The sequence below is a fragment of the Streptomyces ferrugineus genome, from assembly GCF_015160855.1.
In the GTDB taxonomy this organism is placed as follows: domain Bacteria; phylum Actinomycetota; class Actinomycetes; order Streptomycetales; family Streptomycetaceae; genus Streptomyces; species Streptomyces ferrugineus.
The window spans coordinates 4,556,900-4,578,859 of record NZ_CP063373.1; the positions used below are offsets into that span (position 1 = coordinate 4,556,900).

Below are 21,960 nucleotides of genomic sequence, written 5' to 3' on the forward strand. Positions count from 1 at the left end.
GCGGCGGAGGCCTGAACTTACTCCGGAGTCAGGGGGTGTTGACGGTGTCCTGATATCACCGGACTGTAGTGGACATGGCGAACATACGGACGCGTCTGCTCGTTGTCCTGGTCGTCCTCTTAGGATCCCTCACGGTGGCGGGCCCCTCTCCCGCCACCGCTGCCCCCCTCCCCGACTCCCTCTGGTTCGACGAAACGCCGCTCACCGTGCGGAACGGCCGCTTCGTCGACGGAAACGGCCGCGAGGTCGTCCTGCGCGGCTACAACGTCTCCGGCGAGACGAAACTCAAGGAGAACAACGGTCTGCCCTTCGCGTCGACCGCCGACGCGAAGAAGTCCGCGACCGCGCTGCGCGCCCTCGGCGGCGGCAACTCGGTGCGCTTCCTGCTCTCCTGGGCCTACGCGGAGCCCGTGCGCGGCCAGGTGGACACCGCCTACCTGGCGAAGGCCACCGACCAGATGCGCGCGTTCCTGGACGCCGGGATCCGCGTGTACCCCGACTTCCACCAGGACCTCTACTCCCGCTGGCTGTTCGACGCGGACAGCTGGTACACCGGCGACGGCGCACCCAAGTGGGCCGTCGACCTCGGTGACTATCCCGACGAGTACTGCGGGATCTGCCCGTTCTGGGGCCAGAACATCACGTCCAACGAGGCCGTGAAGCAGTCGACGTACGACTTCTGGCACAACGCGTACGGCCTCCAGGACGCCTTCCTCGACACCGCCCAGAAGACGATGGCCTACGTGAAGCAGAACCTGACCGCCGCCCAGTTCGCGGGCGTCGTCGGCTTCGACCCGTGGAACGAGCCGCACGCGGGCGGCTACGACTCCGGCCAGACCAGCCGGACGTGGGAGAAGGACGTGCTGTGGCCGTTCTACGTCAAGTTCCGCGCCCGCATGGACGCAGCGGGCTGGCAGGCCAAGCCGGCCTTCGTCGAGCCCACCCTCTTCTGGAACGCCAACCTCGACTTCCAGAAGGAGGAGGGCGGACTGCTGGACGCCGGCACCCTCGGCCCGCGCTACGTCTTCAACACCCACTTCTACGACCAGAAGGCCATCTCCGGCATCTTCATGTGGGGCAAGGCGGCCGACGGGCAGTACGTGGGCGACTTCGGGACCGTCCGCGACCGCGCCGCCGCCACCGGGACGGCGGCGATCGTCAGCGAGTTCGGGCACCCGCTCACCGGAACCGTCTCCGACAAGGCGCCGACGGTCTACAAGGCGATGTACCAGGCCCTCGACTCCCGGGTGAAGGGCGCGAACTGGTGGTCGAACCCGGCGGGTTCCGGTCCCGTCCTGTCCGGCTCCCAGTGGCAGTGGGACATCTACAACGGCCGTCACCGCGAGCTGATGAACGACAACCCGGACAAGGTGCAGACCGCAGGCGACGCCTGGAACGGCGAGGACCTGTCCGCCGTACGCCTCGACGACTCGGGAGCGCCGACGCTGCGGCAGGACGCCCGCCTGCTCGACCGGATCTACCCGAGCGCCACCTCCGGTACGACCGTCGCCTTCACCTACGAGGACCGCTCCCGGGACGGTTCCACGACCCTGACCTGGAACCCGGTCCCCAGTTCGATGCCGAACGTGGCGCGGCTGGTGGGATCGGGACAGTACGGGCTGCTGCTGTGGCGCTCCGGCAGCGGCACGGCACCGACCGAACTGCACCTTCCGGCGTCGTTCCCGACCGGGTCCACGACCGTGGTCTCCGACCTCGGCACGGTGTACGCGCCGCCGTCGTACACCTCGGCCACTCCGGTCGGCGTGGCCGCGGAACCCGGCGGCACGGGCAGCCGCCGGCTGCTGCTCACCGACACCGACTCCGGGATCCCGCACTACGCGCTGATCACGAACGGGTCGAGCGCGCCCTCCACCGCCCTGCTGGACGCCGCACGGTCCGAACTCTCCTCCTGGGCCGTGCGGAACACCGGATAAGCACCGCCGTTTGACCCTCCCCTTACGTCAGGCTGCACGCTGTACCTGACGAAAGGGCAGGTGAATGAGTTATTCCGTGGGGCAGGTCGCGGCCTTCGCCGGGGTGACCGTGCGCACGCTGCACCACTACGACCGGGCGGGGCTGCTCTCGCCCAGCGGTCGCAGCGGCGCCGGTTACCGGCTGTACGGCGACACCGACCTGGCCAGGCTCCAGCAGATCCTCTTCTACCGTGAGCTCGGTTTCTCCCTCGACGAGATCGCCGAGATCCTCAAGGACCCGCAGGCCGGCGCGCTGGAGTATCTCCGGGCCCGGCAGCGGCAGTTGAGCGAGGAGATCGGCCGGCTCCAGCGGCTGGCCGAGGTGGCGGAGCGGGCGATCGAGGTCCAGCAGACGGGCGTCGAGCTGACCCCCGAGGAACGCTTCGACGTCTTCGGCGAGATCGCCTTCGACCTCTCCTACGCCACCGAGGCACAGCTCAAGTGGCAGGACTCGGCGGGGCAGCGGGAGTCGATGGCGCGCGCCGCCGCCCACACCAAGGAGGACTGGCGGCAGCTCATGGGCGAGGCATCGGCCTGGCGCGCGGAGTTGCTTGCGGCCTTCGACGACGGGGAGCCCGCCGACGGCGAGCGGGTCATGGACCTCGCCGAGGAACACCGGCTGCACATCGCCCGCTGGTTCACCACCTGCCCGCCCGACATGCACCGGCGCATCGCGGACGACTTCGCGGCCGACCCGCGCGCCTTCGCGCTCGTCGTGCCGCCGTCGCAGCAGCGGCCCGGCCTCGCCGCCTATCTCTGCAAGGCCGTCCACGCGAACGCGGCCCGCCGGGCGGACCCCGAGGAGGACAGATGAGGATCCTGATCGCCGCCGCCGGATCACGCGGCGACGTCGCGCCGTACACCGGGCTGGGGGCGGGCCTGCGCGAGGCCGGGCACGATGTCACCCTCGCCACGCCCGACACCTTCGCACCGCTGGTGCGGGAGGCGGGCCTGGGCCTGCGGAGTCTGCCCACCCGCCCGCAGGCCCGGGGCGGAGTCGAGGGCAGAGGTGAACTGATGCGCGCGGCGGCCGCGTTCGTCACCGAGCTCGGCCGGGGCTTCGCCGACGCGGTGGACGAGGGCACGGACCTGCTTCTGCTGTCGACGACCACCGCCCCGCTCGGCTGGCACCTGGCCGAGGCCACGGGCACCCGGACGATCGGCGTCTACCTCCAGCCCACCGCCCCGACCGGCGACTTCCCGCCCAACGTGATGGGCACCCGCTCCCTCGGCCGCCTCGGCAACCGCGCCGCCGGACGCCTCGCCCTGCGCATGGCCGACCGCGTCTACGCCGAGGCCGTCACCGAGCTGCGCCGCCGCCTCGGCCTGCCACCGCTCGCTCCCTCGCGGATGCGCCGACGCCAGGAGCGGGCGAACTGGCCCGTCCTGCACGGCTTCAGCACGGCGCTCGTGCCCCGCCCGTCGGACTGGCGCGAGGGACTCGACGTCGTCGGGACATGGTCGCCGTACGTCGCACCGGAGCGTCGGCTGTCCGCCGAGGTGGAGGACTTCCTCGCGGCCGGAGCGCGCCCGGTGTTCATCGGCTTCGGCAGCATGGCGGCCGGTCACGGTGAGCGGCTGAGCGAGCTGGCCGTGGACGCGCTGCGCCGCGCCGGGCTGCGCGGCATCGTCCAGGCGGGCAGCGCCGGGCTCGCGGCCGCCGGCGACGACGTCCTGACGATCGGCGACGTACCGCACGAGCTGCTGTTCCCGAGGACGGCAGCCGTGGTCCATCACGCCGGGGCGGGCACCGCGGCGGCCGCACTGCGCGCCGGAGTGCCCGCGATCCCGGTGCCGGTGACGGCCGATCAGCCGTTCTGGGCGGCACGGCTCGCCGCGATCGGCGCGGCCACCGACCCGATCCCCTTCGCGTCCCTCACCGCCGAGCGGCTCGCCGACGCGCTCGGCCGGGTCGTGCGCAAGCAGCCGTACGCCCGTGCCGCCTCGGTCGCCGCACGGCACATGGCGACCGAGGACGGTGTGGGCGCGGTGCTGAAGGCCCTGGGCTGATCAACCGGCCGAGGGGCTCGTCCAGCCGGCCGCCACCCGGCCCAGCCGGACCCGCTGCGGATGGTCGCCGACCGGGACCGACACCTGCTTCTGACCGGTCGCGAAGTCGATGGCCGTGACCTGGTCGGTGCCGCTCTCGGAGACCACGCAGGACTTGCCGTCACCGCTGACCGTGGCCCAGTAGGGCTTGGAGGCGGTGACCAGCGGGCCCTCCTGGAGGGTGGAGCGGTTCACGACCGTGGCGTAGTCGTCCATCGTGCCCGCGACGCACAGCTTGCTGCCGTCCGGGCTCATCGACAGGCCGTGGTGGCGTGAGTCGTTGACGAAGGACGTGCGGTCGTCGCTGGTCGCCGGGTTCTTCGGCAGGGTCTTGGTGCGGGTGATCTTGTCGGTGGCCAGGTCGTACTCGAAGAAGCCGTTGAAGAACGACACCTGGAAGTACAGCTTCGACTCGTCCGGCGAGAACACGGCCGGGCGGACCGCGTCCGAGTAGTCGTTGAGGCCGAGGGCGTCCAGCTTGGGGCGCATGTCGATGACCTTGACCTGCTGGTACGTGGTCGCGTCGACGACGGTGACGCGCCGGTCGCCCTTCGTCCAGTCCAGCCAGGGGGCGTCGGTCTGGGTGTTCACGTCACCGATCGCCATGTTGTAGATGTACTTGCCGTCCTTGGTGAAGATGTTCTCGTGCGGCTTGTCTCCGGTGGCGAACTTGCCCAGCTCCTGGCCGGTCCCGATGTCCAGCACATGCACGGTGTTGGAGGTCGACGCCGACACCGCCACCCGCTTGCCGTCGGGGGACACCGCCATGTGGTCGGCGCGGTAACCGGACACCGGGAAGCGCCAGTTGACCTCTCCGGTGGCCAGGTCCAGGGAGACCACGTCGGCGAAGCTCGGACGCGAGACGACCACGGACCTGCCGTCGGGCGTCGAGTACATGTCGTCGACGAACTGGTCGTGGCCCTCGCCGACACTGTTGCGGATCGCCATGAAGTAGATCCACTTGATGGGGTTGGCGTTGATCTCCGCCATCCGCTCGTCCTTGTCGGGGATGACGTTGATGCGGCCGATCTTCGCGAAGTCGCCGGAGGACTTGATGACATCGGCCGTGCCGTCCCAGTTGTTGCCGACGAACAGCACCTCGCGCAGGGCGGCGGAGGAGTCGGCGGCGGTCGCGGCGGTCGCGGGGGCGGTCACGGTCAGGGCGAGGGCGGCGGCTACGGAGCACAGGTGCCTGGGTCTGATGGCAGGCATGACTGCTCTCTTCCTCTGAGGGGGGGAAATCTGAACACAAGTGCTTTCAGAATCAACTTACTGAAAAGTAAGGAGGGGGCGCCCTTCTCCACAAGACTGCGTACACGACAAAATTGGCCGTCGGGTCGGCGAGGTGGCGGGAGGACAGCGTGGCGGGCAGGCTCAAGGCGCCCACCGGCCGTTACGGCGGCAAGTCGGCCGAGGAGCGGCAGGCCGAGCGACGACGGCGCTTCCTCGACGCGGCACTCCAGCTCTTCGGCGACAGCCCCGGCTACCGGGGCACCACCGTCGCCGCGCTGAGCGAGGCCGCCGGGCTGTCGACCCGTCAGTTCTACGAGGAGTTCCGCACCCTAGAGGACGTACTGGCCGCGCTCCACCTCGAGGTCAACGGGTGGGCGGAGGCGGCGCTGCTGGCCGCGGCGGCGGAGTCGGAGAACCTGCCGCTCGCCGAACGCGCCACCGCGATCTTCCGCGCGTACGCCGGGAACGTCACCGCCGATCCGCGCCGCATCCGCATCACCTTCGTCGAGATCATCGGCGTCAGCGCCCCCATGGAGAAGCAGCGGCTGGCCCGTCGCGCCCGCTGGATCGACCTCGTCTGCGCCGAGGTGGCGGCCGCCGTCGCCCGTGGGGAGGCGGCCCCGCGTGACTACCGCCTCGCCGTGACGGCGTTCATCGGCAGCGTCAACGGGCTGCTGCACGACTGGAGCGCGGGCTGGGTGGACGCGACCCTCGACGAGGTCGTCGACGAACTGGTCCGCATCCTCCTCGGCATCCTCCAGCCGTCGGGACCGCCGCTCGCCGGGGCCTGAGGCCCGGGACGTGCGGGCGGGTCAGCGGCCGAGCCGGTTCACCGCGTCCAGCACAGGAGCCATGCCGTCCTCGGCGCGCAGCCCCTCGGCCAGGGCCCGGGCGCGCCGGCCGTAGGACGGGTCCTCGGTCGCTCGGCGCACCGCCGCCGTCAGCGCCTCGGCCGTGAACCTCCGCAGCGGCACGGCGGCCGGCGCCACGCCGAGGCGGACCAGGCGCGCGGCCCAGAAGCCCTCGTCGAACTGGACCGGCATCGGCACGGCCGGCACCCCGGCGCGCAGCCCGGCCGCGGTCGTGCCCGCCCCGCAGTGATGGATCACGGCGGCCACGCGTGCCGGCCAGAACCAGGTCTGGCAGTACCACAGCACCCGCAAGGAACTGGTCGTCTACGGCAACAAGTGCCTCGACGCCTACAACCGCGGCACCGCCAACGGCACCCGCGTCGTCATCTGGGACTGCAACGGCCAGAACAACCAGAAGCGGACGGTGAGTTAGCGACGTCGCTCCGCTGGGCGTCGGTCACAGCGTGGTCGACGCCCTCTCCGGCTGGGGCGCGTGATGCAGGTCGAACGCCGGGGATTCGGACCGGATCCTCGGCAGGGTGAGGAAGTTGTGGCGCGGCGGCGGGCAGGAAGTCGCCCACTCCAGGGAGCGGCCGTAGCCCCAAGGGTCGTCGACGTCGACCGGCTTGCCGTACTTGGCGGTCTTCCAGATGTTGTAGAAGAACGGCAGGAACGACAGCCCGAGCACGAACGAGAACACGGTCGACAGCGTGTTGAGCGCCGTCAGTCCCTCCACCGCCAGATAGTCCGGAATCCGGCGCTGCATTCCGTTCACACCCAGCCAGTGCTGGACCAGGAAGGTGCCGTGGAAGCCGATGAACAGCGTCCAGAACGTCATCTTGCCGAGCCGCTCGTCGAGCATCCTGCCGGTGAACTTGGGCCACCAGAAGTGGAAGCCGGAGAACATCGCGAAGACGACGGTGCCGAAGACGACGTAGTGGAAATGGGCCACCACGAAGTACGAGTCGGACACGTGGAAGTCCATCGGCGGCGAGGCCAGGATGACACCGGTGAGGCCGCCGAAGACAAAGGTGAGAAGGAAGCCGGTCGCCCACAGCATCGGTGTCTCGAAGGACAGCGAGCCCTTCCACATCGTGCCGATCCAGTTGAAGAACTTCACGCCCGTGGGTACGGCGATGAGGAACGTCATGAAGGAGAAGAACGGCAGCAGGACGCCGCCGGTGACGTACATGTGGTGGGCCCACACGGTCACGGACAGGCCCGCGATGGCGATGGTGGCCGCGATCAGACCCATGTAGCCGAACATCGGCTTGCGGGAGAAGACCGGGATGACCTCGCTGATGATGCCGAAGAACGGCAGCGCGATGATGTACACCTCGGGATGGCCGAAGAACCAGAAGAGGTGTTGCCACAGCAGGGCTCCGCCGTTGGCGGGGTCGAAGATGTGGGCGCCGAACTTGCGGTCCGCCTCCAGGGCGAACAGGGCGGCCGCCAGGACCGGGAAGGCGAGCAGGACCAGCACCGCGGTCAGCAGCACGTTCCACACGAAGATCGGCATGCGGAACATGGTCATGCCGGGGGCGCGCATGCAGATGATGGTGGTGATGAAGTTGACCGAGCCGAGGATGGTGCCGAAGCCGGAGAAGGCCAGGCCCATGATCCACATGTCGGCGCCGATGCCCGGGGAGCGGACCGCGTCCGACAGCGGGCTGTAGGCGAACCAGCCGAAGTCGGCCGCGCCGTCGGGGGTGAGGAAGCCGCCGACCGCGATGAGCGAGCCGAACAGGTACAGCCAGTAGGCGAACATGTTCAGCCGGGGGAAGGCCACGTCCGGCGCGCCGATCTGCAGCGGCATGATCCAGTTGGCGAAGCCGGCGAACAGCGGCGTCGCGAACATCAGCAGCATGATCGTGCCGTGCATCGTGAACGCCTGGTTGAACTGCTCGTTCGACATGATCTGCAGACCGGGTCGAGCCAGCTCGGCGCGCATCAGCAGCGCCATCACGCCACCGATCACGAAGAACGCGAACGACGTGACCAAATAGAGCGTTCCGATCGTCTTGTGGTCGGTGGTGGTCAGCCACTGGACGGCCCTGACGCTCTTGATGTCTCTGATCCTCTTCACGCCCCGCCTGTGTCCGCGCCCCACCCGCACGTCACACTCGAGTGACGCGACGAGAATCACGGAATCGGGTGTGACGATCCGGCGGGTGCCGGACACGAACGGGACATGAGCAACGACGAGATCTTCGCCGCTGCCTATCGCGAGCACTACTGGGCGGTCAGCCGCTATGTCGCGCGGCGACTGGACGGGCGTACGAGCGAGGTCGAGGAAGTGGTGGCGGAGGTGTTCACCGTCGCCTGGCGCCGCCGCGCCGATCTGCCGGACGCCCCGCTGCCCTGGCTGTACGGCGTGGCACGCAACTGCCTGGCGAACGCGGTACGCGGCTACGGGCGCCGTCGGCGGCTGGTCGACCGCCTCGGCAACGACGACGCGGCGCACGGCCGGCACCTGGTGGCCAGCCCCGACGCGGAGGCGCCCGGCGCCTGGGTGCACGAGGCGCTGGCCCGGCTGTCGGCGGCCGACCAGGAGGTGCTGCGGCTGACGGCGTGGGAGGAACTCGGCGTCGAGGAACTGGCCGTCGCCCTCGGCTGCGGCCGACGGGCCGCGTCCATGCGGCTGCACCGGGCCCGTCGCCGACTGAGAGCCGAGATCGACCGTGTGAGCCCGACGACCGCGCCCAAGGAACGAAGCCATGGCTGACGAACTCGAACTGCTGCGCAGGGCCAACCCGGTACCGGTCGACGGCCCGCACTACGGCGACGGCCCGCTGGACCACCACGCCGAACGGCACCTCGACCGGCTGCTGCGCGAGCGGCCGCCCGCCCCCCGCCGCCGTACCCGGCCGGCCTGGGGTCTCGCGGCCACGGCCGTCGTCGTCGCGCTCGTGTCGGCCCTGCTGCTCACCGGCCGGACCACCGCCCCCGCGGTCGCCGCACCCCGCCCGCTGGTGGTGCGGGCCGACTCCACGCCCGTACCGCTGAAGCGGCTGGCCGAGCGTGCCGAGCAGGCGGCGTCGGCGGACTCGCCCGCGCTGCGCAAGGGCACCCATGTGCAGTCGTGGAGCCTGGCCATGAGCGACGCCGATCCGCCGGTCACCCTCCCGCGGGAGACGATCGTGCGCTGGAACGACGACGACAGCCACACGGAGATCGTGGTGGCGACCGACCCGCGCCACCCCGGCCGACCGGTCCTCACCGACGAGGGCGGCGAACCGCGCCTGGTCGACGACGGTCACGTCCTCACCAGACGGACCCATCCGCCGAGTTGGAGCGACGCCCCGCCGGAGTCCCGGCCCCCGCACGACTCCGCGGCCCTGCACGACTACCTGGAGGAGACGGAGCGCGCCTTCCTGTCGGACCACTCGCAGCCGCTGTCCACCGCCGAACTGCTGGACGCCACCAAGACCCTGCTCGACCACTGGACCCTCGGCACCCGCGAGTCGGCCGCGCTGGCCCGGCTGCTGGCGGACGCCCAGGGGCTGCGGCCCGTCGGCCAGGTGACGGACCGGCTGGGGCGGCGCGGGCAGGCGTACGTGTACGACGGTCGAGGCAGCCGCCGGATGCTGATCCTGGACCCCGCCAACGGCGCCGTGCTCGGGCTGGAGGCGACCTTCACCCGCGACGACGCCGAGTTCGGCGTGCGGGCCGGTGACGTGATGGAGTACAGCGCCTGGATGCGCTGACCGGGGACGACTGCCGCGGCCGGACCGGACGTGACCGGCCCGCCGCCGCACGTGCCCTGAAGGTCCAGGTCAGTCGTCCCGTGACCTGGACCTTCGGCAGCGTCCTCCCTACTCGTCCCATGCCTCGATCATGATCTGCCGGGAGATCCTTCCGTCGCGCAGCGTGATCATCGACTCGGACATGACCCGCACGCCGTCCGCGTACTCACAGGACTCGCTGTAGGCCGCACGGTCACCCTGGACCACGCATCCCTCCAGCTTGTGCGTCATGTTGCGGTTGTAGACGTCGGTGAGCATCTCGGCTATCTCGCCACGGCCGTGCAGCACCTTGGGGTGGCTCGGCTGCGCGTTGCGGTTGACGACGCGGATCTCCGCGTCGTCCGTGTAGAGCGACAGCAGCGTGTCCGGGTTCTGTCCTTCTACAGCCCGGCGCAGTGTCTCGGTGTCGAATGCGGGGGTTGCGGCGGTGCCCATGGTGACCTCCTCGGAGGCCCGCGGCACGAAGACGCCGGCCGCGAGGGCCTCACTTCCGAGCCTCCTCCGCCCCGCCGGGCTCGGCAAGCGCTGCCGGAGCACTGGGCCTGACGGGTGAGGGGCGCCGGCCGGCCGTGTCCGGTGGCGGGTCGGTCGCGTTGCGGAAAGCATGATCTCAACACGACGTATCGCCGCCGCCGTTGGTCTCGCAGTCGGTGTCACCGGCCTCGCCGCTCCGCTGGCGAACGCGGGCACGGCGGACGCCTCGACCGCCTCGAAGGCCGGAATGCTCAACCCGGTGACCACCCTCGACCAGCTCGCGGTGTCCGGAGTTCCCGCGGACCGCAGGGCGAAGATGCCGCTGCCGTCCCAGCAGCTGGCCCGGCTGGACCAGCTCAAGGAGCTGAGCCGGCAGCAGCAGCGGCCGCAGCAGCAGATCAAGGCCGTCGACACGCCGGTCACCAGGATGCTGCCCGCCGTCGACCTCTGAGGCGCCGCACCCCGAAGGGCCGCCCGGGTACCGGGCGGCCCTTCGCATGTGCCGAGAGTGACGTGCCGTCTACCCAGCGGTGTCCAGGAAGTGGAAACCGGGCCTCGGGTGCATCAGGAAGTCGTGGTGGGAGATGTTCCACGCATACGCCCCCGCCAGCGCGAACGCCACCCGGTCCCCGGCCCGCAGCCCGGCCGCCGGCACCCGGCGGGCCAGGACGTCCTTCGGGGTGCACAGCTGCCCCGCCAGGGTGACCGTCCCGCCCTCGGCGGCCGGCCGCGGCCACGGGTGCGGCCAGGCGTCCACCGGCAGGACGGAACACGGCTGGTCGTGCCCCTTGGTCGCCGGGGTGCGCAGATGGTGTGTGCCGCCGCGGACCACGGCGAACTCCTCGCCGTGGCTGTGCTTCACGTCCAGTACTTCGGTGGCGTACCAGCCGCAGTACGCCGTCAGCGCCCGTCCCGGCTCGATACGCAGGGTCAGCTCCGGATGCCGCTCGGTCAGCCGGGCGAGCCCCGCGCCGTAGGCCGTCCAGTCGAAGCGGTGCTCCGGGGCGCCGTAGTCGACGTGCATGCCGCCGCCGACGTTCACCTCCTCGAGCCGCACCCCGAGGCCCGTCGCCCACGAGACGACGGACTCAGCCACCGCCACCTGCTCCGCGGCCTCCAGCCCGCTGGCCAAGTGGGCGTGGATGCCGCGCAGTTCGAGCTGCGGGTGGCTGCCGTCGGTGAGCCGCCGGATCACCGGCTCGGCCCGTGCGGGGTCCATGCCGAACGGCGTCGGCCGGCCGCCCATCGCCAGCGAGCTGCCCGCCAGCGACCCGTCGGCCACCGGCAGGTTGACGCGCGCCAGCACGGCCACCCGCCGCCCCGGCGCCACCCGCCGCGCCAGCTCGGCCAGCATGCGCAGCTCGTACTCGCTCTCGACGTGGAAGCGCTCGACTCCCTGCTCCAGCGCCGCCGTCACCTCGTCCGGAGTCTTGCCGGGGCCGCCGAAGGCCAGCGGGCGTCCCGGTACGGCCTTGGCGACATGGGCGACTTCGCCGCCCGAAGAGACCTCGTAGCCGTCGACGTACGGGCCGAGCGCGCCGAGGATCTCCGGCTCCGGGTTGGCCTTGGCGGCGTAGTACAGCTCGACCCGCTCCGGCAGCGCGTCCCGCACGGCGGCGGCGTGGGTGCGCAGGGCCGCCAAGTCGTAGACATACGCGGGGAGTTCGGTCGAGTCGAGGGACAGGACGCGGTCGCGGACCGCGGGCGTGGGCGGCGTCATCGGGCGGCACCTCCGGTCGTGTCGCGCAGGACGTCCTCGGCGAGCGGCGACGGCAGCCGCACATACCCCGCGTCCCGGTCGGCCTTGCGTTCCCAGCGGGTGAGGAGATTGGCCTTGGCGGGCAGCGGCACGCCGGCGAGGAGGGCGGCCAGCCTTGGCGGGCAGCCCCGGTCGTCGGCGTACGCCCGGACCGTGTCGCGCACCCGGGCCCACAGCGCGGCCTCCGCCTGCGGGTACAGGTCGGCGAGGGCGGCGAGCAACTCGGCGACATGGTTGACCAGCAGGCAGTAGACGACGCGGTCCCAGCCGCGCTGCGCGTCGTACGTCATCGGCCCCGCGACCTCGGCCGGCAGCGCGCCGAGGGTGTCCTCGTGGTGGTCGGGGACCAGCTTGGTGCCCTCCAGGTCGCGGAACAGCACCTGCGCGGGCCGGCCGTCGCCGTCGACGCAGATCAGCACGTTCTGCAGGTGGGGCTCCAGGACCAGTCCGTGGTCGAAGTACGCGGACAGGACGGGCGGGACGAGGAGGTCGAGGTACGTCGACCACCAGTCGAGGGCCGTGCGTTCGTCCGCTCCCGCCAGGAGCCGGGACAGATGCGCGCCGCCGGTCGGGTACTCGTCGGCGACGGCGGCCGCGAGCAGGGGAGTGGCGCCGGGGGCGAGCCGGCTCGGCAGGCCCTCGCGGACGATCACCCCGAAGCCCTCGAACAGCGCGCGGTCCGGGGTGCCGTCCGGTCCCGGCAGGGCGAGTGTGCGGTAGGCGGGCTCGCGCAGCATGTCGCTGCCGGGGAAGCGCTCGGCCAGGTCGGCGAGGGCCGGGGCCAGGACGCGGGTCAGCGCGACGGCGCCGGACAGCTCGTAACTGCTGTTCTTGCGCAGACAGTTGGTGATCCGCACGTTCAGGCTGAACTTCAGGAAGGTCTCCCCGTCGTACAGCGTGCGCACCGACGCGGTGGCGGCGAACGGCTTCCCGCCGGGGCCCAGGTCGAGGACGTCGCCCCGGTCGAGGGCGGCGCGCAGCAGCGGGTGCTCGCGCAGCGTCTCGTACTGCCAGGGGTGCGCGGGCAGCAGCCGGTAGCCGTCGGGGACGTCCGTGTGCTGGCGGTCCAGCGGGGCGAGCGACGCGGGGCCGGCGCACTCCTCGGCGATGAGATGCGTACGGACGGCCAGGTGCCGCAGCGGGAAGGACGCGCCCACCTCGGGCGCGTACGCGGACCAGGCGCGCGGGTCGCCCGTGCGGGCCTTCGGGGTGGGGTGGAAGCGGTGGCCGAACAGCAGGGACTGCTCGGAGGCGAGGTAGGCGGAGAGCCGGTCGTCCGTGACTCCGGTCATGCGGGGGGCGGCCAGGGCCGTCCCGACCGCGTCGTGGCTGGAGACGATCTGCTCCAGGAACTCCTCGTTGCGCACCCCCGTCCGCAGCCACAGCTCGTCGTGCGTGTACTCGGCCAGCCGCCGCCAGTCCACCTCCGCCCAGTCCCCGCCGCGCTGCTCGCTCACCGGCCCGGTGAACCGGTGCGCGCCGAGCAGCGACGTACGGCGCAGGGCGACCCGCAGCAGGACACCGCGGCGCGGCAGCCGCAGCAGCAGACGGCCGTCGGTGACGACGCTCTGGTGCTCAGGGCCGGAGACCTCGCGCAGCAGGCAGTTGAGAAGGGTGTGGGCCACCACCTCGTCGGCGGTGGGCAGTTCGGCGGGGGCGACCGGGGCAGTGCCCTGCTCGGGGAGCGAGTCGGTCAGGGAGGGCATCAACGGCTCCAGCGGGTGCGCAGGTGCGAGGTGGGGAGAGCGAGGGCCGAGACGGCGGCGGCGGCACCGCCGATCAGCACGGGTGCGGCCGGTCCGAAGCGGGCGCTGCCCGCCGCCGCGGCCACGCCGGCGGCGACCGCGCCGGCCTTGGAGAAGAACTCGATCGAACCGAACAGCCCGCCGGGCGCCCGGCCCTTGGCGCAGTCGGCGGCCAGCACCGACAGACACACAAGACCAAGCGTGAGCCCCGCCCCCAGCAGCAGCCGTACGGCGATCAGGGCGGCCAGGGATCCGGCGACCGCGTGCCCGGCGAGCCCGAGCGCGATGCAGGTGAAGCCCAGCGCGAGCCCGGCACGCGGCCGATCCCGGAAGGCGGCGTGCACGGCCAGCGCCGCCACCAGATAGCACAGGTGGGGCAGGGCGAACACGACTCCGGACAGCGCCGGGGACGTGCCCGGGAGCCGGTCGTCGACGAGCACGATGAGGTAGGGGAAGGAGATGACGGTGGAGAACACGAAGGCGAACTCCAGGACGTAGAGGGTCTTCAGGGAGACGATCGGCTGAGCGGCGTCGACCGCCTCGGGTATGTGCTCCGGCTCCCGCGCGCGCTCGGGTTCGGGCAGCGCCGCCAGCAACAGGGCCGCCGTCAGCGGCAGTACGGCGAGCAGGGCGTACTGGCGGTGCGGGGACAGCCAGCCCGACAGCGAGCCGACCACGATCGGCGCGGCCACCAGCGCGGCCCGCGCACTTCCCTGCATCAGCGTGAGCGCCTTCGACAGCGCCGGGCCCTGGAGGGTCGCGCCCAGATAGCCGTTCGACGCGGCGAACGTGCCGCCCAGGATGCCCTGCAGCACCAGCGCGACGGTGAAGGTGGCCAGGGAGTCGGCCCAGCCCGCGAGCAGGAAGGACACCGCGAGGCCCAACTGGGCGCGCAGCAGCAGCCGTTTGCGGCCGTAGCGGTCGGCGAGCCGCCCCCACAGCGGGGCGCCGAGCGCGCCGAACACCGTCGGCACGACATAGAGCACCCCGGCCCAGCGGGCGTTCCGGTCGCCCAGCTCCGGGAGGATCTCGGTGAGATACGGGGGCAGCCCCAGCGCGGCGAACGACGCCACGAAGTAGCAGCCCGCCACCGCGTGCACCTGCGCGCGTCCGGACGCCGGCATCCGCAGCGCCTCGGCGCTCATGCCGAACCCCCTTGGGGGAGCAGGTAGTTGGGGCCGGTCGTGTAGTGCTTGTTGATGTCGGCGGCGCCCGAACGCTCCTTGGACAGCAGCGTCCCGGCCGTCACCATCGCCTTCACCGGCAGCTCCGGCGCCTGCAGCACGCGAGCGCGCAGGACGTCCGCCGCGTCGCCGCCGAGCCGGTCGACCGCCTCGGTCAGCCGCTCGCGGACGAGCCGCAGCAGGGCCCGGCGGTGCCGCGTGGATCCGAAGGCGTAGGCGCCGGCGCACAGATGGACGGTGATCGTGGTGAACACGTCGGCGACCGGCCCGTCGTCCGTGCCGAGGATCCGGGCGTCGTCGAAGTCCCATGGCCCGGGCAGGGCCGCGGCGAGCCGCTCGGTGTTGATCCGCGGCCCGTCGTTGTCCTTGAACAGCAGCCGAAGCTCGCCCGACCGCAGCACCAGGGAGACGTTCTGCTGGTGCGACTCCAGCGCGACGCCGTAGCCGAACAGCGTGGTCTGCCAGTCGAACAGCAGGGTCAGGGCCGCGTCCAGCAGGGCGAGCGGATCACCGCCGTAGAAGCGGTCGGCGAGCCCGTCGATCACCGGGCGTCCGTCCGGCGCCTCGGCCAGGAGCGCCGCCAGCGGCACCACCTCGCAGTCGTCGAGCCCGGCCGGGTAGCGGCGGCACAGCACGGCCAGCAGCTCGTGCCCGGCGTGGGCGTACGTCGTCTCGTCGGCGTGCAGGACCGTGTCCCGGAAGCGGGGCTCGCGGGCGATCACCGCCTCCAGCAGCCGCTGGCCCACCGCTCCGTCGACCAGCGTGCCGGGCTTGATGGTGCGCTTGTTGCGCAGGCCCAGCGTGGCGGTGGCGAGGGGGAGTTTGAGGTGGACGCAAGGGTCGTCGACCGTGGCCACGGTCCGCATGGAGAGGGTCGGTACGACGTCCAGGCAGGCGCGGTCGGCCAGTACGGACCCGCCGGGCAGGGCGTCGACGGTCAGCGGATGCACGGGCAGCGTCACATGCGTGTCCCGCAGGTCGGGCAGGCCCAGCATGTCGGGCGTCGGCCAGAACTCCGGCAGCTTGCCCGCCACGGTGACCTCGTCCCAGGGCACGGCGAGCCAGCGCAGCGCGAAGCGCGGGCGGAACTCCGGGGCGTACGCGCGCAGTTGCTCTTCCGTCAGCCCCGAGCGGCCGCGTGCCGTCGGGTAGACGGGGTGGTCGTGGCGGGCGGCGAGCGTGTCGTACGCCAGGCTGCCGCCGAGGCCGTGCCCGACCGTGAGCCGGGCCATGACCTCCGCCCGTGTCGCCGTGTGCAGCCGCAGGGTCGCCAGCGTCTGACGGCACTCCTCGGCGAACGCGTCGAAGCCGCCCCGGTCCTCGGGCTCGGCGAGCTCACGCAGCGCGCCGAGCACGCTGTCGTACGAGGTCAGCTCCGCACCGTCCGACTCGCGTACGAGGACGGGCCGCCGGGCGGCGTACCGGCACTGGAAGCCGTCCTCGGCGACCGGCAGCAGCAGGGCGTCCTCTCCCGTGGCGAGCCGCAGCCAGGGGCCGTCCTGCTCGTGGACGGTCGTGCTGCGGGTGCGCAGGCCGACCACGTCCTCGCGCAGGAGGGCGCTCAGCACCCGGGTGAGGAGTTCCGCCTCCCAGCGGTCCGTCGCGGTCACGGCTGGATCTCCCAGCGCCGCTCGGCCAGGAAGTCCGCCACCGTCCGGTCCACGGCCGGCTGATCGGTGCCGGTGGCACGCAGCACACCGAGGTAGTCGCGGTTGGTGCGGTACAGCTCGTGGTGCTCGCCCACCGCGCGCAGCGGACGGTACGTCAGATGGACGCCGTCCACGTCCAGTTCGGCGGCGGCCGGGGCGCCGACGAGGGTGCCGGCGCGGTCCGCGCACGGGTACTCCAGGCGGGCCGCGCCGTCGCGGCGGGCGCCGAGGTCGGCCGGGAGCGGCCGGCCCAGGTGGGTGCGCAGGATGTGCTCGAAGAGCGGGATCTGCAGCAGGCGGGCCAGCAGCAGGTCGCACTGGTCGCCGATGGCACGGTAGTTGACCTCGATGATCCGCGCCCGCCCCGCGTGCACCACGAACTCGGTGTGACAGGCCCCGAACCCGACGCCCAGCGCGTCCAGCTGCCGAAGGACCTGTGCGACGACCGGTTCGGGGTGGGCGGGGACGAAGGTGAGGCGCTCCTCGATGAAGTACGGCGGCGGTGACAGCTCGGTGTGGAAGCCGCCCAGGACATGGCGGACCCGCCCGTCGCCGAGGGTCTCCAGGGTGAACAGGTCGCCGGGCAGGTACTCCTCGACGACCAGGACGGCGCCCGGTCGGCGGCCCAGGATCTCCTTGGCGTGCGCCACGAGTTCCTCCGGGCCGTCGACGAGGACGACGTCCTCGCTGGCCACGCCCTCGCGCGGCTTGACCACACAGGGGTAGGGCGCGTCGGCGGGCGCGAGCGGTTCGGTCAGCTCGGCCGACCACACGGTGTCCACGCCGGCCGCGGCGAGCCGGCGGCGCATCTCGGCCTTGTCCTTGCAGCGCACGGCGGCCCGCCAGTCCTTGCCGGGGAGGCCGAACCAGTCGGCGGCGAGGGCGGCCTGGGTCTGGAGGTGGTCGCTGTTGGTGAAGACGGCGTCGGGCGTGTGATGGGTCGAGATACGGGTGATCACGGCCCGGAAGTCACGGACGTCGCACTCCAGGACCTCGATGTCCGGGTAGGTGCGGCGGTGCGCGTCGGGCTGGTCGGTGAGGACGGTGACGGCCAGGCCCAGCCGGGTGGCGGCGGGCAGGAAGCCCTCGGTGACGGAGTCCGTCGGGTTGAGGGCGAGCAGGTACAGGCGCATGGCAGAGGGGCGACTTCCGCTAGCGGGTGGGGGGTTGGGGCGGGCCGGGCCGGTCGGGCCACGGCCCGCCCAGAGGGTTCAGCGGCGGTTACTTCGCCGGGAGCTCGACGCCGGTGGCCTTCGCCACGTCCTTGAGCATCTCCTCGGCGGCCTGGACCCCGATGCCGGACATCCAGATCTCGTCCTTGACCTCGAAGACCTTGCCGTCCTTGACCGCCGGGAGGCTCTTCCAGACCGGGTTGGAGACGACCTGCTTCTTCTGGGTCTTGTCCTCGGCGTCGGCGGCGCAGACGAAGATCAGGTCGGCGTCGGCCTGGTCGATCTCCTCGGGGCTGACGTCCTTCATCGTGACCTCGGGGTCGTCGGAGATCTGCGACTTCGGGCGCTGCAGGCCGATGTCGTTCAGGACGACGCCGCTGTAGGAGTTGGTCTGGTACAGACGGGTCGGACCGGCGATGAAGCGGACCACGGACACGACCGGCGTCTTGCCGCCGTCCTTCTTCTTGATCGCGTCACCGAGGGCCTTGGCCTGCGTCTCGTACTCCTTCAGCTTGGCCGCGGCCTCCTTCTCCAGGCCCAGCGCCTCGGCGTGGACCTTGAGGTTCTCCTTCCAGACACCGCCGGTGGTCTCGGTGAACACGGTCGGGGCGATGGCGCTGAGCTTGTCGTAGACCTTCTCGTGGCGGACCTTGGAGGACAGGATCAGATCGGGCTCGAGGGAGGCGATCTTCTCCAGGTTCGGCTCCAGGAGCGGGCCGACGTCGACGGTGTCCTTCAACTCGCCGTCCAGGTAGGCCGGGAAGCCGCCCGAGGTCTTGAAGTGCGGGGCGACCGCGCCGACCGGGTCGATGCCGAGCAGGGTGACGTCGTCCAGCTCGCCGGTGTCGAGCACGACGACCCGCTTCGGCTGGGAGGGGATCTTCACGTCGCCCATCACGGTCTTCAGGGTGCGCGGGAAGGCGGAGCTGTTCTTGGCGGCCTGGGCCGTGTCGCCGTCCGTGGCGGAGTCCCGGCCACCGCAGGCGGCGAGGACGGCCGTACCGAGTACGACGGCGAGCAGCACGGCGAGCAGCCGGCCGATTCCGCGCAGGGGAGATCGCATGAACATGGGGTCTTTTCTGTGAGTGGGGACGGATCAGGCGGTCGCGGCGGAGTGCCGCACCGCACTGCCCTTCGGGACGACCAGCGGGGTGCCGGTCTCCGGGTCGGGGATCACCCGGCAGTCCACGTCGAACACGGACTTCACCAGCTCCGCGTCGAGTACGTCGGCCGGGGCGCCGGCGGCGGCGAGACGGCCGTCCTCGAGGACCACCATGTGGTCCGCGTAGCGGGCGGCCTGACCGAGGTCGTGCAGCACCATCACCACGGTGCGGCCCGCCTCGGCGTGCAGCGCGGCCACCAGGTCGAGGACGTCGAGCTGGTGCCGCAGGTCGAGGAAGGTGGTGGGCTCGTCGAGCAGCAGCAGCTCGGTGTCCTGCGCCAGGGCCAGCGCGATCCAGGCGCGTTGCCGCTGACCGCCGGAGAGCTGGTCGACGGGCTGGTCGCGCAGGGCGGCGGTGCCGGTGCGCTCCAGGGCCTCGTCGACCGCCTTCTGGTCGGCGGCCGACCAGGGGTTCAGCAGCCGCTGGTGCGGATAGCGGCCCAGCCGCACCAGCGCCTCCACGGTGATCGCCTCCGGGGTGACCGGCTGCTGCGGCAGCAGGCCCATACGGCGGGCCAGCGCCCGCGCGGACATCCGGTGGATGTCGGCGCCGTCGAGCGTGACCGACCCGGCGGCCGGGGCGAGGAGCCGGCTCAGCCCTCTCAACAGGGTCGACTTGCCGCAGGCGTTGGGGCCGACGATCGCGGTGACCGCCCCGCCGGGCAGCGTCAGATCGAGGCCGCCGACCACCGTCCGGTCGCCGTAGCGCAGATCGAGGCCCCGGGTGGAGAGCTGGTTGGCGGTCGCGGACATCTGCGGCTCCTGGGTGCCGGTGGGGGACATGTGCGGTGGCTGAACGCCGGTGGAGTGTTGGTGCGGGGCGCCGGTCATCCGTGGTCCCTCCTGACGGGCGAGCTGTGGCGCAGCATCAGCACCAGCAGCCAGGGCGCGCCGAGGGTGGCGGTGACGGCGCCGACGGGCAGCCCCTCGATCGGCAGCAGGTGCTGGACGACCAGGTCGGAGGCGAGCAGCAGCACCGCCCCGGTGAGCGCGGCCAGGCCCAGTGACGCGGCGGTCGGCGGTCCGGTGGCGAACCGCACGATGTGCGGCACGGCGAGCGCCACGAAGGTGACCGGGCCGGCGAGCGCGGCCGCCAGCGACGCCAACGCGACGGCGATCACGAGCAGTTGGAGCCGCGCCGAGGACGTGCGCAGGCCCAGAGCGCCCGCCGAGTCGTCCCCGAGGTCGAGCACGGCCAGCCGCCGGTGCATGGCCAGGGCGGCGGTGAGCGCGAGCACCATGGCGCCGCCCGCTCCCCACACCTCGGTCCAGGTCCGCCCGTACACCGAACCGGTGGTCCACTGCAGCGCCGATCCGGCGAGCTCGGCCGGGAAGCGCACGATCATCAGGTTCACTGCGGCGGCGAGCCCCGCCTGCACGGCGAGCCCGGTGAGCACCAGCCGGGTGACCGCGAGCCCGGAGCCCCAGGCGAACACGCCCAGCAGCAGGGCCGCGAGGAGCCCGCCGCCGAGTGCCCCGAGCGGGATCAGCGCCTGCGATGCCCCGGCGGCGATGAGCGCGACCGCGCCCAGCGACGCCCCGCCGGTCACGCCCATGACGTCGGGGGAGGCCAGCGGATTGCGGAACAGCCGTTGCAGCACGCAGCCCGCCGCCGCGAGCCCGGCACCGGCGACGATCGCCGCGACCGAGCGGGGGGCCCGGAACTGCTGCACCACCAGCACGTCCCCCGGATCGCCGAGCCCGACAAGGGCCCGCAGCGCCGTGCCGGCCGGCATCGGTATCTCACCCGTCGTCAGGGACACGGTGAGCAGCGCGAACAGCAGGGCCAGACCGGTCGCGGCGAACAGCAGGACGCGGCGCCGGACCCGGGCGCGGGACGTGGACTTCGTCCGCACGGAGACGACCGCGGCGCTCACCGGGCCGCCCTCCGCGCCAGCAGCGCCAGCAGGGGCGCGCCCAGGAACGCGGTCACGATGCCGACCTCCAGCTCCGAGGGACGGATCACCAGCCGGCCGAGCACATCGGCCGCGAGCAGCAGCAGCGGGCCGGCGATGAGGCAGCCCGGCACCAGCAGCCGGTGGTCGCCGCCGAGCAGCGGCCGTACGAGATGGGGCGCGGCGAGCCCGATGAAGGCGATCGGGCCGGCCACCGCGACCGCCGACCCGGCGAGCAGGACGACCGCGATGCCGCCGGCCAGCCGGATGCGGGCCACCGGAACCCCGAGCGCCTGGGCCGAGTCGTCGCCCAGGGCGAGGGCGTTGAGGGCAGGGGCGACGGCCAGCGCGACGACCAGGCCGAGCAGCAGGGTCGGCAGGACCGGCCACAGGACGTCCAGGGCGCGCCCGGACAGGGACCCGGCCAGCCAGAAGCGGGCCTCGTCCAGGGTGCGCTGGTTCATCAGCATCACCGCGTTCGTCCAGGACAGCAGCACGAGTTGGAGCACGGTGCCGCCGAGGGCCAGCCGTACGGCGTCGATGTCCCCGGCGCGGCGGGCGAGCGCCTGGGCGAGCAGGGCGGCGGCGGCCGCGCCCGCGAACGCGAACCACACGTACTGGGCGGGGCTGTTGAGCTTCAGCGCGAAGATGGCGACGACGACCGCGAAACCGGCGCCCGCGTTGATGCCGAGCGTGGTCGGCGAGGCCAGCGGATTGCGGGTGATGCCCTGGGCGACGGCCCCGGCGACCCCGAGCGCGGCGCCGACCGCGAGCCCGATGACGGTTCTCGGCAGGCGCAGCCCGGTCACCACGAGGGCTTCGCGACCGTGAGCGTTCCCGAACAGCGCGTCGGCCACCGTGCCGAGCGGCACGGAGCGGGCACCGAGGGCGAGGCTCAGCGCGGTGCAGAGCGCGAGGGCGGCGAGTCCGGTGAGGAAGAGCGGTATGTGCCGCAGGGCACGGAAGGGCACACCGATGGGTGCGCCCCGTTGGGTCGCAGTCACAAGCCGTGAGCTTAGGTTAGGCTTGCTTTATGTTTCAACTGCTGTGTGATCACTGTGGCGTACG

At 72.1% G+C, this 21,960-nt stretch carries 19 protein-coding genes and 2 pseudogenes; 8 read left to right on the plus strand and 13 right to left on the minus strand.

What is annotated here, in order from left to right:
* The first annotated feature begins 74 nt into the window (after positions 1-74).
* From IM697_RS20790 to IM697_RS20800, 3 genes are all read left to right on the plus strand, one after another.
* Complete coding sequence (locus tag IM697_RS20790; RefSeq protein WP_194049208.1) at positions 75-1,934, plus strand: cellulase family glycosylhydrolase; 1,860 nt, start codon at positions 75-77, stop codon at positions 1,932-1,934.
* A gap of 64 nt (positions 1,935-1,998) precedes the next feature.
* A complete protein-coding gene (locus IM697_RS20795; protein WP_194049209.1) occupies positions 1,999-2,787 on the plus strand; it encodes a MerR family transcriptional regulator in 789 nt (262 codons plus the stop codon).
* Entirely contained in the window at positions 2,784-3,983 is a 1,200-nt protein-coding gene (locus IM697_RS20800; protein ID WP_194049210.1) for a glycosyltransferase, read from the plus strand. The genes IM697_RS20795 and IM697_RS20800 overlap by 4 nt, the downstream gene beginning before the upstream one ends.
* On the opposite strand, the gene IM697_RS20805 is transcribed toward IM697_RS20800, so the two are convergent.
* Complete coding sequence (locus tag IM697_RS20805) at positions 3,984-5,234, minus strand: beta-propeller fold lactonase family protein (protein ID WP_194049211.1); 1,251 nt, start codon at positions 5,232-5,234, stop codon at positions 3,984-3,986.
* A 149-nt stretch (positions 5,235-5,383) separates the two neighbouring features.
* On the opposite strand from IM697_RS20805, the gene IM697_RS20810 reads away from it, so the two are divergent.
* Complete coding sequence (locus tag IM697_RS20810; RefSeq protein ID WP_194049212.1) at positions 5,384-6,046, plus strand: TetR/AcrR family transcriptional regulator; 663 nt, start codon at positions 5,384-5,386, stop codon at positions 6,044-6,046.
* Between the two features lie 21 nt (positions 6,047-6,067).
* On the opposite strand, the pseudogene IM697_RS20815 reads toward IM697_RS20810, so the two are convergent.
* Positions 6,068-6,376 (minus strand): annotated as a pseudogene (locus tag IM697_RS20815) (nucleotide disphospho-sugar-binding domain-containing protein); the annotation flags it as partial.
* 4 nt (positions 6,377-6,380) lie between these two features.
* On the opposite strand from IM697_RS20815, the pseudogene IM697_RS20820 reads away from it, so the two are divergent.
* Positions 6,381-6,536, plus strand: a pseudogene (locus IM697_RS20820) (ricin-type beta-trefoil lectin domain protein); the annotation flags it as partial.
* 27 nt (positions 6,537-6,563) lie between these two features.
* On the opposite strand, the gene ctaD reads toward IM697_RS20820, so the two are convergent.
* On the minus strand, positions 6,564-8,192 hold the full coding sequence (gene ctaD / locus IM697_RS20825) for an aa3-type cytochrome oxidase subunit I (protein WP_194049213.1): 1,629 nt from the start codon (positions 8,190-8,192) through the stop codon (positions 6,564-6,566).
* 105 nt (positions 8,193-8,297) lie between these two features.
* On the opposite strand from ctaD, the gene IM697_RS20830 reads away from it, so the two are divergent.
* Positions 8,298-8,831, plus strand: coding sequence for an RNA polymerase sigma factor (locus tag IM697_RS20830; RefSeq protein ID WP_194049214.1), 534 nt, complete (start codon positions 8,298-8,300; stop codon positions 8,829-8,831).
* The gene (locus tag IM697_RS20835) at positions 8,824-9,813 is read left to right on the plus strand and encodes a CU044_5270 family protein (RefSeq protein WP_194049215.1); all 990 of its coding nucleotides are present in this window, start codon (positions 8,824-8,826) and stop codon (positions 9,811-9,813) included. Before IM697_RS20830 ends, IM697_RS20835 begins: the two co-directional genes overlap by 8 nt.
* A 108-nt stretch (positions 9,814-9,921) precedes the next feature.
* Here IM697_RS20835 and IM697_RS20840 read toward each other — a convergent pair whose 3' ends face one another.
* Positions 9,922-10,287, minus strand: a complete 366-nt coding sequence (locus IM697_RS20840) for a nuclear transport factor 2 family protein (RefSeq protein WP_194049216.1) — start codon at positions 10,285-10,287, stop codon at positions 9,922-9,924.
* Positions 10,288-10,456: 169 nt separating this feature from the next.
* Between IM697_RS20840 and IM697_RS20845 the strand changes: the two genes are divergently transcribed.
* Positions 10,457-10,777 (plus strand): hypothetical protein, encoded by a 321-nt coding sequence (locus IM697_RS20845; RefSeq protein WP_194049217.1) that lies wholly within the window; start codon positions 10,457-10,459, stop codon positions 10,775-10,777.
* Between the two features lie 69 nt (positions 10,778-10,846).
* Here the strand turns inward: IM697_RS20845 and IM697_RS20850 are convergent, their stop codons facing one another.
* The 9 genes from IM697_RS20850 to IM697_RS20890 form a co-directional block, all read right to left on the minus strand.
* Positions 10,847-12,046, minus strand: a complete 1,200-nt coding sequence (locus IM697_RS20850) for a type III PLP-dependent enzyme (protein WP_194049218.1) — start codon at positions 12,044-12,046, stop codon at positions 10,847-10,849.
* On the minus strand, positions 12,043-13,791 hold the full coding sequence (locus IM697_RS20855) for an IucA/IucC family protein (RefSeq protein WP_194049219.1): 1,749 nt from the start codon (positions 13,789-13,791) through the stop codon (positions 12,043-12,045). The genes IM697_RS20850 and IM697_RS20855 overlap by 4 nt, the downstream gene beginning before the upstream one ends.
* Positions 13,791-14,975 carry an MFS transporter gene (locus tag IM697_RS20860; RefSeq protein WP_194049220.1) on the minus strand — a complete coding sequence of 395 codons (1,185 nt, stop codon included), beginning with the start codon at positions 14,973-14,975 and terminating at the stop codon, positions 13,791-13,793. The genes IM697_RS20855 and IM697_RS20860 overlap by 1 nt, the downstream gene beginning before the upstream one ends.
* Entirely contained in the window at positions 14,972-16,624 is a 1,653-nt protein-coding gene (locus IM697_RS20865; RefSeq protein ID WP_194049221.1) for an IucA/IucC family protein, read from the minus strand. Before IM697_RS20865 ends, IM697_RS20860 begins: the two co-directional genes overlap by 4 nt.
* Positions 16,621-17,796 (minus strand): ATP-grasp domain-containing protein, encoded by a 1,176-nt coding sequence (locus IM697_RS20870; protein ID WP_194049222.1) that lies wholly within the window; start codon positions 17,794-17,796, stop codon positions 16,621-16,623. The genes IM697_RS20865 and IM697_RS20870 overlap by 4 nt, the downstream gene beginning before the upstream one ends.
* A gap of 88 nt (positions 17,797-17,884) precedes the next feature.
* Positions 17,885-18,904 carry an ABC transporter substrate-binding protein gene (locus tag IM697_RS20875; RefSeq protein ID WP_194049223.1) on the minus strand — a complete coding sequence of 340 codons (1,020 nt, stop codon included), beginning with the start codon at positions 18,902-18,904 and terminating at the stop codon, positions 17,885-17,887.
* A 27-nt stretch (positions 18,905-18,931) separates the two neighbouring features.
* Positions 18,932-19,750, minus strand: coding sequence for an ABC transporter ATP-binding protein (locus tag IM697_RS20880; RefSeq protein WP_194049789.1), 819 nt, complete (start codon positions 19,748-19,750; stop codon positions 18,932-18,934).
* A 74-nt stretch (positions 19,751-19,824) separates the two neighbouring features.
* Positions 19,825-20,874, minus strand: coding sequence for a FecCD family ABC transporter permease (locus IM697_RS20885; protein WP_194049224.1), 1,050 nt, complete (start codon positions 20,872-20,874; stop codon positions 19,825-19,827).
* Positions 20,871-21,863: a FecCD family ABC transporter permease gene (locus tag IM697_RS20890; RefSeq protein ID WP_194049790.1), complete on the minus strand. Its 993-nt coding sequence runs from the start codon at positions 21,861-21,863 to the stop codon at positions 20,871-20,873. Before IM697_RS20890 ends, IM697_RS20885 begins: the two co-directional genes overlap by 4 nt.
* Positions 21,864-21,960 lie beyond the last annotated feature (97 nt).

Bases quoted from the DNA above. Each gene is read 5' to 3' on its own strand.
- IM697_RS20880 (WP_194049789.1), bottom strand. From the start codon at position 19,750: ATGTCCGCGACCGCCAACCAGCTCTCCACCCGGGGCCTCGATCTGCGC.
- IM697_RS20805 (WP_194049211.1), bottom strand. From the start codon at position 5,234: ATGCCTGCCATCAGACCCAGGCACCTGTGCTCCGTAGCCGCCGCCCTC.
- IM697_RS20860 (WP_194049220.1), bottom strand. From the start codon at position 14,975: ATGAGCGCCGAGGCGCTGCGGATGCCGGCGTCCGGACGCGCGCAGGTG.
- IM697_RS20845 (WP_194049217.1), top strand. From the start codon at position 10,457: ATGATCTCAACACGACGTATCGCCGCCGCCGTTGGTCTCGCAGTCGGT.
- IM697_RS20850 (WP_194049218.1), bottom strand. From the start codon at position 12,046: ATGACGCCGCCCACGCCCGCGGTCCGCGACCGCGTCCTGTCCCTCGAC.
- IM697_RS20855 (WP_194049219.1), bottom strand. From the start codon at position 13,791: ATGCCCTCCCTGACCGACTCGCTCCCCGAGCAGGGCACTGCCCCGGTC.
- IM697_RS20790 (WP_194049208.1), top strand. From the start codon at position 75: ATGGCGAACATACGGACGCGTCTGCTCGTTGTCCTGGTCGTCCTCTTA.
- IM697_RS20795 (WP_194049209.1), top strand. From the start codon at position 1,999: ATGAGTTATTCCGTGGGGCAGGTCGCGGCCTTCGCCGGGGTGACCGTG.
- IM697_RS20800 (WP_194049210.1), top strand. From the start codon at position 2,784: ATGAGGATCCTGATCGCCGCCGCCGGATCACGCGGCGACGTCGCGCCG.
- IM697_RS20830 (WP_194049214.1), top strand. From the start codon at position 8,298: ATGAGCAACGACGAGATCTTCGCCGCTGCCTATCGCGAGCACTACTGG.
- IM697_RS20835 (WP_194049215.1), top strand. From the start codon at position 8,824: ATGGCTGACGAACTCGAACTGCTGCGCAGGGCCAACCCGGTACCGGTC.
- IM697_RS20870 (WP_194049222.1), bottom strand. From the start codon at position 17,796: ATGCGCCTGTACCTGCTCGCCCTCAACCCGACGGACTCCGTCACCGAG.
- IM697_RS20840 (WP_194049216.1), bottom strand. From the start codon at position 10,287: ATGGGCACCGCCGCAACCCCCGCATTCGACACCGAGACACTGCGCCGG.
- IM697_RS20875 (WP_194049223.1), bottom strand. From the start codon at position 18,904: ATGTTCATGCGATCTCCCCTGCGCGGAATCGGCCGGCTGCTCGCCGTG.